Origin of the sequence: Streptomyces sp. F001 (assembly GCF_004187715.1) — a bacterium.
Taxonomy (GTDB): Bacteria; Actinomycetota; Actinomycetes; order Streptomycetales; family Streptomycetaceae; genus Streptomyces; species Streptomyces flavusporus.
The window spans coordinates 1,631,151-1,638,908 of record NZ_QZWF01000001.1; the positions used below are offsets into that span (position 1 = coordinate 1,631,151).

Sequence of the window (7,758 nt, forward strand, 5' to 3'; positions counted from 1 at the left end):
CGAAGGCGGACACGGACCACGAACAGGGGCTTCGGTGGACAGGACGCAGGGCACGCGGTCCCTGGCAGGGCTGCTGGTGGTCTGGGGACTGACCCGCCTGGCACTGCTCCTGTTCGTCTTCAAGGTCCTCGTCTTTCCCGGCCCGGACGTCACCAGCGACGTCTTTGTGATCTACCAGGGCTGGTACGAGGTGCTGCGCACCGGAACGTTCCCGCTGGACGACGTCACCTGGCAGTACCCGCCCGCCGCCGCGCTGCCGGTCCTCTCCCCGGCGCTGCTGTTCTTCCTCGACTACGCGCAGGCCTTCTTCGTCCTCGCCTGCCTTGCCGACCTCGTCGTCCTCGCCCTGTTGCTGTACGCGGGCCTGCGGCCGGGCCGGTCGGTGCGCGGCGCCTGGGTGTGGGTGGTGGGCGTACCGCTGCTCGGGCCGACCGTGTACGCGCGCTACGACGTGATGGTCACCGCCGTCGCGGTGGCCGCGCTCCTCGCGGGCCAGCGGCATCCCCGGCTGATGGGGGCGCTGGCCGGGTTCGGGGCGATGCTGAAGGTGTGGCCGGTACTGCTGCTGATCGGTGCCGTGCGGCGCCGGGCGTGGGCCGCGGCGACAGTGACGGCCGGGGCGCTCGCGGCGCTGTTCGCGCTCGCCATGCCCGGCGCGTTCGCCTTCCTGACCTTCCAGCGCGACCGGGGCACCGAGGTGGAGTCGCTGGGCGCCCTCGTCTTCCATGTGGCGCGGCACTACGGCTGGGACGGGCGGGTGCTGCTCAACTACGGCTCGGTGGAGTTCCTCGGCCCGTACGTCGACATCGTGAGCTCCGCCGCGCTGGCGCTCACCGGGATGGCGTTCGGCTGGCTGCTGCTGTGGCGGCTGATGGCCTCGCGGTTCCTGTCGCACACGCTCGCGGATGCGGCGTTCGTGGCGGTGCTGATGTTCACGACCACGAGCCGGGTGATCAGCCCGCAGTACATGGTGTGGCTGGTCGGTCTCGCGGCGGTGTGCCTGTGCTTTCCCCGCAGCGGGATGCGGCGGCCGGCCGGCCTTGTCCTGGCGGCGTCCTTCGTGACGGTGCTGGAGTTCCCGCTCTGGTTCTCGCACGTCGTCGCGAGCGACACCCTCGGCATCACCCTCCTGTTCCTCCGCAACGGCCTCCTGGTCCTCGCCACCCTCACCGCGGCCCGCACCCTGTGGCGCTCGACGGTGCCCGGCCCCCACGAAAGCCCCGTTCCCCCGTCACCCGGCCCGCACCGAGGAGACCCCGGTCTCCTCCTGACACCGTGCCCGCCGGAGGAGCACCAGGACCGCCGCGCGCTGAACTCCCCTCGCGAGCACCGACGCCAGGCCCACGCCCGGCAGCCCGGGTCCGGACAGCCCGTACGCCGGCACCGGCTGGAGTCCGTGCCGACCACCGTCACCCGGCCTGTTCCGCCAGGGCATGGTGCGGGTGGCCCGGGCCACGGGCGAGGCGGAGCGGGCGTGGCTGGAAGAGGCCGTCGCCCGGCTGGACCCGCCTCAGCCGAACTGATCCCGCAGATACTGCCGCCACTGCACCGTGAACTCCTCCGGCGTCGTCCCGAGCACGTCCTTCATCGCACCCTCGACCGCCCCCGCCCGCTTCTCGTGCGCGCCGACCGCCCGGTAGAACTCGCCCAGTCGCGCCTCACCCCACCGGTCCGCGATCATCCGGCAGGCCATCCAGCCGCCCTCGTACGCCCGGGCCAGCGAGGTGGAAGCGCCGGTGAAGCCGAAGTCGGCGTCGGTCGGCAGCGCGGCCGGGACGTCACCCGAGGCCACGGCGTGGGCGAGTTCCGGCGCGGCCTGGGCCGGGGGGCGCCCGCTGTCGCGGTAGCCGACCCAGTCGGCGTATCCCTCGGACAGCCACAGGGGGGTCGCAGCGTTGGTATGGGCGCGGGTGGCGACATGGGTCGCCTCGTGGGTGAGGACGACCTGCTTGCCGACGTCGCCGAGAACCCCGTACGCGTCGGGGTTGACGATGATCCGGTCGGCGGGCGCCTGTTCCGCCCCCGTCTCGCCGGTCGTCACGGCGGCGATCCCGCGGTAGGAGGAGGCGGGCGAGCCGAGCAGCCCCGCCATCCCCTCCAGCGACCTGGGCACGAGCAGCACGACCTGCCGGCTCCAGGCGGTGCCCCAGGCGTCCGCCACGGCGGGCACCGCGCGGTCCCCCAGCTCGGCGAAGACGTGCAGCGCCGCGCGGGACCGGCCGACGCCCAGCACGAGGCTGTGCTCGCCCCGTACCACCGTCACCGGGCCCTGGTCCCACAGCTGCTGGCCGGATGTGCGGGCGGGCCGGTCGGAGACCACGGTCCACCGCCCGTCGGCGGCACGGTCGAGGCCCAGGGTGCGGCCGGCGATGACCGGCGCCTTGTCGTGGCCGGCGAGGCGGTAGCGCAGTTCGGCGTCGGCGGTGGCCGTGTCGCCGGTGCGGTGCACGGCGGTGACCTCGTACGACCAGTCGGCGAGCGGCACCGCGCGCAGGTTGGTGAAGCCCACCGCCGTACCGGTCCGCCGGTAGGCGCTCTCGTCGCGGTCGAGGAGCGCGGCCGCCCGCCGGTCGAGCAGCCGCTGCACTTCGGCCTCGGCTCGGTCGGCGGCGGGCCGGCCGCCGCAGGCGACCAGCGAGCCGAGCAGGGAGACGAGCAGCAGACAGAGCGCCACGACTCCGGATCCCGACGCACGCCCTCGACCAGCCATCCTCCCGATCGTACGGGGAGGTGCTAGGGCCTGGTGACCGCCGAGACCGGCATCATCCCGACCGGGTCGTAGCGCACGGGCGCGCCGGGGTAGGGGGCGTGGATCACCTGGCCGTTGCCCATGTACATCGCGACATGGCTGGCGTCGGAGCGGTAGGTGACCAGGTCGCCGGGCCGGGCCTCGGAGAGCGGTACCTGCCGGCCCGCCGCCCGCTGGGCCTGCGAGGTACGCGGCAGAGCGACCCCGGCCTGCGCGTACGACCACTGCATGAGGCCGGAACAGTCGAAGCCGCTGGGACCGTTCGCGCCCCACACGTACGGCCTGCCGAGCGCGGACATGGCGGCCGCGGCCGCGGCGCCCGCACGGCCGGAGGCGGGGACGGCGCTGCCGAAACCGGGCATGCCGGAGCGGCCGGAACGGGAGGCCCGGTCGTAGGCGGCGCGTTCGTCGTCCGGGAGGGCGTTGAGGAGCCGGCGGGCCTTGGCGAGCTTCTTCTCGACGGTGCGTTTGTGGGAAGCGACGGCCTTGCGGCTCTTCTCCAGTTCGCCGAGCTTCTCGGCCGCTTCCGCGCGCTCCTGGCCGAGTTCGCGCATGGCCTCCTGAAGGTCCTTCAACTGCCCGGCCTGGTGGGCGGTGATCCGGTTCAGGACGGACGCCTTGTCGAGGTATTCGTCCGGGTCATCGGAGAGCAGCAGCGCGAGGGAGGGGTCGATGCCGCCCGAGCGGTACTGCGCGCCGGCCAGCGAACCCAGCGCGTCCCGCAGGGTGTTGATGCGCTCCTGCTGCCGGGCGACCCGGTCCTGCGCCCGGCTCACCTGCCCGCGCAGTGCGTCGGTGCGCTCGTCGGCCTTGTTGTAGGCCTCGGTGGCCTTCTCGGCCTCCGTGTAGAGGCGGTCCACCTCGGCGCGGGTGTCGTCGTGCGGCGCGGCCTGCGCCGGGAGGGTGCCGAGGGCGGCCGCGGTGGCCGACAGGACGGACAGCGCCACGCAGGCGCCCCGGTCGAACCCGGACGGTGCAAGGCGGCGATGGGACCCCACGGGTAGCCGCGCTCCTTCCACTGGCGGACAGGAAAATCCCCCGGTGCCGGGACGGGAGCCCGGCGGTGGGGAAACGCGGCAGACAGTAGCCCCGTCGCGGGGTGCCGGCCAAAGAGATCCGCGGCCACACAACGTGACGCCCCGCCGCTGACGCAGGTCACCGGCGGGGCGTGGGGTCAGTCGCGGTTGCCGTAATTCGCCCGTTCGGGCGGCACGCCGTGCTGATCTTGAAGGGTCGCGGCCCGTGGATCAGATCCGGACGCCGAACTGGTACGGCATGTTGTTGATCGACTCGTAGCGCACGACCGTGCCGGTGCGCGGGGCGTGCAGCACCTGGCCGTTGCCCGCGTAGAAGCCGACGTGGTGCAGGTCGCCGTAGAAGATGACCAGGTCACCGACCTTGAGGTCGGACTGGCTGTAGATACGCGTACCGGCGTTGGCCTGGTCCTGCGAGATGCGCGGTATGGCGACGCCGGCCTGGGCGAAGGCCCATGAGGTCAGGCCCGAGCAGTCGAAGGAGGACGGGCCGGAGGCGCCGTAGACGTAGGGCGAGCCGATCTTGCTCTGGGCGGCCTGGAAGGCGGCCATGGCCCGGCCGGAGGCGGCGCCGGTGTTGCCGAGGTCCACGCGGGCTTCGGAGGACCGGCTGGCGCGCTCCTCCTCGGCGGCGAGGGCGGCCTTCTCGGCGGCCGTCAGCGTGTTGAGCAGCTTCTGCGCCTCGGCGAGCTTGGCCTGAACTTCCTTCTTCTTCTTGCCCAGTTCGGTGCGGGTGGAGGCGAGGTCCTTGAGCTTGTCGGAGGCCTCGGCGCGCTCCTGGGCGAGTTCGCGCTGCTTTTCCTGGATCTTCTTGAGCGCCTCGACCTGCTGGCTGCTCAACTGGTCGAGCGTGGAGGCCTTGTCGAGGTAGTCGTCCGGGTCGGCGGAGAGGAAGAGCTGGACGGACGGATCGATGCCGCCGGAACGGTACTGGGCGGTGGCCATCGAACCGAGGCCGTCGCGCAGCTCGTTGACCTCTTCCTGGCCGCGGGCGACGTTGTCCTGGATGGTGGAGATCTCCTTCTGGAGCTTCTCCTGCTTCTCCTTGGCCCCGTTGTACTTCTCGGTGGCCTGCTCAGCCTCTTCGTAGAGCTTGTCGACCTTGGCCTTGACCTCGTCCTTGCTCGGCTTCTCGCTCGGCGCGGCGTTGGCGGCCTGCGAGCTCAGGGCCACGGCAGCGGCGGCTGCGGTGGTCAGCACGGTCACTCGTGCGCGACTCGGCTGCTTGGGTCGACGGTGGGACGCCACGGGGGCGAGCTCCTTCATGTGAGTGATCACCCGGTAGGAGGTTCGAGCAGACCCTAATGACCCGACTGTGATCAGTTCAAATCCTCAGCTGAAAAATCCCGTCACACCCTGCATTCTTTACTCACAACTCACATGATGTGACGCCCGCTTGACGCTACGTTGTGCACAGATGTGACCAATTCGGGCAAGCGATCCGTGCGTTGCGATTAGGGCGTTACGTGGCGCATGGGGCGTACGCCGCGCAGACTCAAACCCGTTGAAAACGGACTCAACCTCGTTGAAATCGCTTGAGAAGCACCACCGACGCCACCGGCCGTGCCCCCGCCCGTGCCACCCCGTCGGCCACCTCACGGTCGGTCGAGACGACGATGACCGGACGGCCCGGCGGCTCGGCGCGCACCAGCTGGCGGATCAATTCGTCCGCGGTGACGCCCGGTTTGGAGAACAGCACCCGCACCCCACGCGGCGGCGCCAGCAGCACCGGCGCGGCCAGCTCGGCCCCGTCGAAGACACAGGTCACCTCGGCACCGGACTGGGCGGCGAGCTGCGAGAGCTGCCCGAGCAGCCTCAACCGCTGTTTCTCCAGAGGCATTTGGGGATAGCCGGTCTTGGTGACGTTGTAGCCGTCGACGACCAGATGCGCCTGCGGCAGCGCGAGGAGCTGGTCGAGGATCGCGGGGTCGTTCTCGGACAGGGCCCGCGCGGCGATGTCCTTCGGGGTCATTCGTCCCGGTTCGACCGCGTCCACGGTCTCGGCGGGACGTACGGACACCGGCGGCAGCGCCAACTCCCGCCTGAGCCCCTGCGCCGCGTCCAGCACGGTGTCGAGCAGCAGCCGCACCCGCATGTCCTCGACGCTGCGCCCCTCGCGCGCGGCCTTCCGGGTGGCCTCCAGGGCGGCCTCGGCCTCCCCCAGCCGCGCCTTGAGCCGCCGCGACTCGCTCTCGGCGGCGGACACCTGGGTGTGCCCCTCGGCGCGTACGGCCTCGATCTCGCCCTGCACCTTGCGCAGGGCCGCCTCACCTCGCTTGACGTCGCTGAGCGCGGCACGCAGCTTGCGGTGAAGCGATTCGGCTTCCTTCTTGGCGGCTTCCAGCTCGGCGCGCAGCCGCTCGGTCTCGGTGCGGGTGTGGTCACGGGCGGCGGCGAGTTCGGCGCGCAGCCGCTCCAGTTCGGCCCGGTTCTCGTCGTCGGCGCGCTCGGCGTCCGCCCGCAGGGCCTCCTCGCCGGCGGCGGTCACGAGCTTGACCCAGCCGGTGGGGCGCAGCACATAGGCCGCGGCGGCCACGTCCAGCGGGTCCGCGGCCGGCGGCGGCGCACCTGAGTCGAGGGCGCCCGTGAGCTCCGGTTGAGCCTCCCTCAGCTTCTCGCCGATGCGCTGCCGGAACAGCGGGTCCGTCTCCAGCGCCGCGGCCATGGCGTTGCCCGCGAACTTGGCGCGGCGATTCGGGGCGAACCGGGCGTACTGCCTCAGTTGTGTGGGCAACTCGGCGACGGTCAGCCCGCCGAAGCCGTCGGAGACGATCTGCACGACCCTCCGGCGCACCCCTTCGGGCAACGGTCGGTCGAGCACCTCAGCGGCGCCGTCGCCCGGCCCCCCGCCTGCGGTCTCCACCATCCGTCACCCCAATGCCCGTAGGGGCCCGCTCCCGGTCAGGAGCCGGCGCCCGGCCTGTCCACGAGTTCCACCTGATCCACGGCGTTGCACCACCGGCAGCGCACCGACTCGATGGTCTCACTGACCACCTCGCGCTCCTCGACCTTCGGCTCACCGGCCAGATCGAGGTGGACGTATTCGACGACCTTCGACGAGCGGGTCACATCGAACCGGGTGAGGTTGCCGCAGAGCGTGCAGCGCCACCGCGTGGTGGCGGTGGGCAGGGGAACCGTCATCGTGGCTGTGCTCTTTCCTTCTAGGTCTTCTATTTTCCGTGATGCGCCAGTTTCCCTGGAGCGTGTGGCTCGTAACCCTACGGCCTGGCGCATACTCGCCGCCGGTCCGTTCCCGGCGGCGAGGCGATCTGCACTGTTGCGTCCGCTTACGCCATGCTCTGTGTTCATGATCAGCAAGTGGAGTGCGGTGGCCCGCCGGGCGGTCCGGCGGCCCGCGGCGCCGGTGACGTACGGACTGATCGCCCTGTGCTGCCTGATCTTCCTGACCGGCCCCGCCTCGGGCCTCTCTCCGGTGTACGGCTCCGGCGACGCGCTGCTCGCCGCGCAGCAGGCCTACTTCCGCCACTGGGGCGTCGTACCCGCAGAACTGTTCGAGGGTGCCCCGAGGGCAGCCCTGACCCCGGCCACGGCCCTCTTCGTCCATGGCAGCTGGCTGCATCTGCTCGGCAACATGCTCTTCCTCTACGTCTTCGGGGTGATGACCGAGGAACGGATGGGCCGGGTCGAGTTCGCCTGCTTCTACGTCGGCTGCGGCTACCTCGCCCTGCTCGGGTACGCGGGCGCCCACGCCGACTCCGAGCAGTCGCTGGTCGGCGCCTCGGGAGCGATCTCGGCGGTGCTGGGCGCGTTCCTGTTCCTTTTCCCCCGCGCCCGGGTGACCAGCCTCCTGCCCTTCCTGCTCTTCCTGCCACTGCGCTTCCCGGCGTGGGTGGTGCTGCCGTTCTGGGTGACCCTGCAGTGGCTGGCGGCGGGACAGGCGACCGGCGGGCCGGGGGTGGCCTACCTGGCCCACCTGGTGGGCTTCGCGCTGGGCTTCCTCTACGCGTGGGCGCG

General features: G+C 71.6%; 6 protein-coding genes and 2 pseudogenes. 3 read left to right on the forward strand and 5 right to left on the reverse strand.

The window, feature by feature from the left end:
- Positions 1-34 precede the first annotated feature (34 nt).
- Positions 35-1,271, forward strand: a pseudogene (locus StrepF001_RS07535) (glycosyltransferase 87 family protein).
- 147 nt (positions 1,272-1,418) lie between these two features.
- A pseudogene (locus tag StrepF001_RS47325) lies at positions 1,419-1,523 on the forward strand (PadR family transcriptional regulator); the annotation flags it as partial.
- Here the strand turns inward: StrepF001_RS47325 and StrepF001_RS07545 are convergent.
- The 5 genes from StrepF001_RS07545 to StrepF001_RS07565 all read right to left on the reverse strand — a co-directional run bounded on the left by StrepF001_RS07545 (position 1,511) and on the right by StrepF001_RS07565 (position 6,924).
- Positions 1,511-2,710 carry a hypothetical protein gene (locus StrepF001_RS07545; RefSeq protein ID WP_129797453.1) on the reverse strand — a complete coding sequence of 400 codons (1,200 nt, stop codon included), beginning with the start codon at positions 2,708-2,710 and terminating at the stop codon, positions 1,511-1,513. The pseudogene StrepF001_RS47325 and the gene StrepF001_RS07545 overlap by 13 nt on opposite strands.
- Before the next feature lie 23 nt (positions 2,711-2,733).
- Positions 2,734-3,747 (reverse strand): NlpC/P60 family protein, encoded by a 1,014-nt coding sequence (locus tag StrepF001_RS07550; protein WP_129797454.1) that lies wholly within the window; start codon positions 3,745-3,747, stop codon positions 2,734-2,736.
- A 249-nt stretch (positions 3,748-3,996) separates the two neighbouring features.
- A complete protein-coding gene (locus StrepF001_RS07555; protein ID WP_129797455.1) occupies positions 3,997-5,031 on the reverse strand; it encodes an NlpC/P60 family protein in 1,035 nt (344 codons plus the stop codon).
- 268 nt (positions 5,032-5,299) lie between these two features.
- The gene (locus StrepF001_RS07560; protein WP_129797456.1) at positions 5,300-6,649 is read right to left on the reverse strand and encodes an NYN domain-containing protein; all 1,350 of its coding nucleotides are present in this window, start codon (positions 6,647-6,649) and stop codon (positions 5,300-5,302) included.
- A gap of 35 nt (positions 6,650-6,684) precedes the next feature.
- Positions 6,685-6,924: a hypothetical protein gene (locus tag StrepF001_RS07565; protein WP_055541554.1), complete on the reverse strand. Its 240-nt coding sequence runs from the start codon at positions 6,922-6,924 to the stop codon at positions 6,685-6,687.
- A 166-nt stretch (positions 6,925-7,090) separates the two neighbouring features.
- Between StrepF001_RS07565 and StrepF001_RS07570 the strand changes: the two genes are divergently transcribed.
- A partial coding sequence (locus tag StrepF001_RS07570) for a rhomboid family intramembrane serine protease (RefSeq protein WP_129797457.1) occupies positions 7,091-7,758 on the forward strand: 668 nt, incomplete at its 3' end.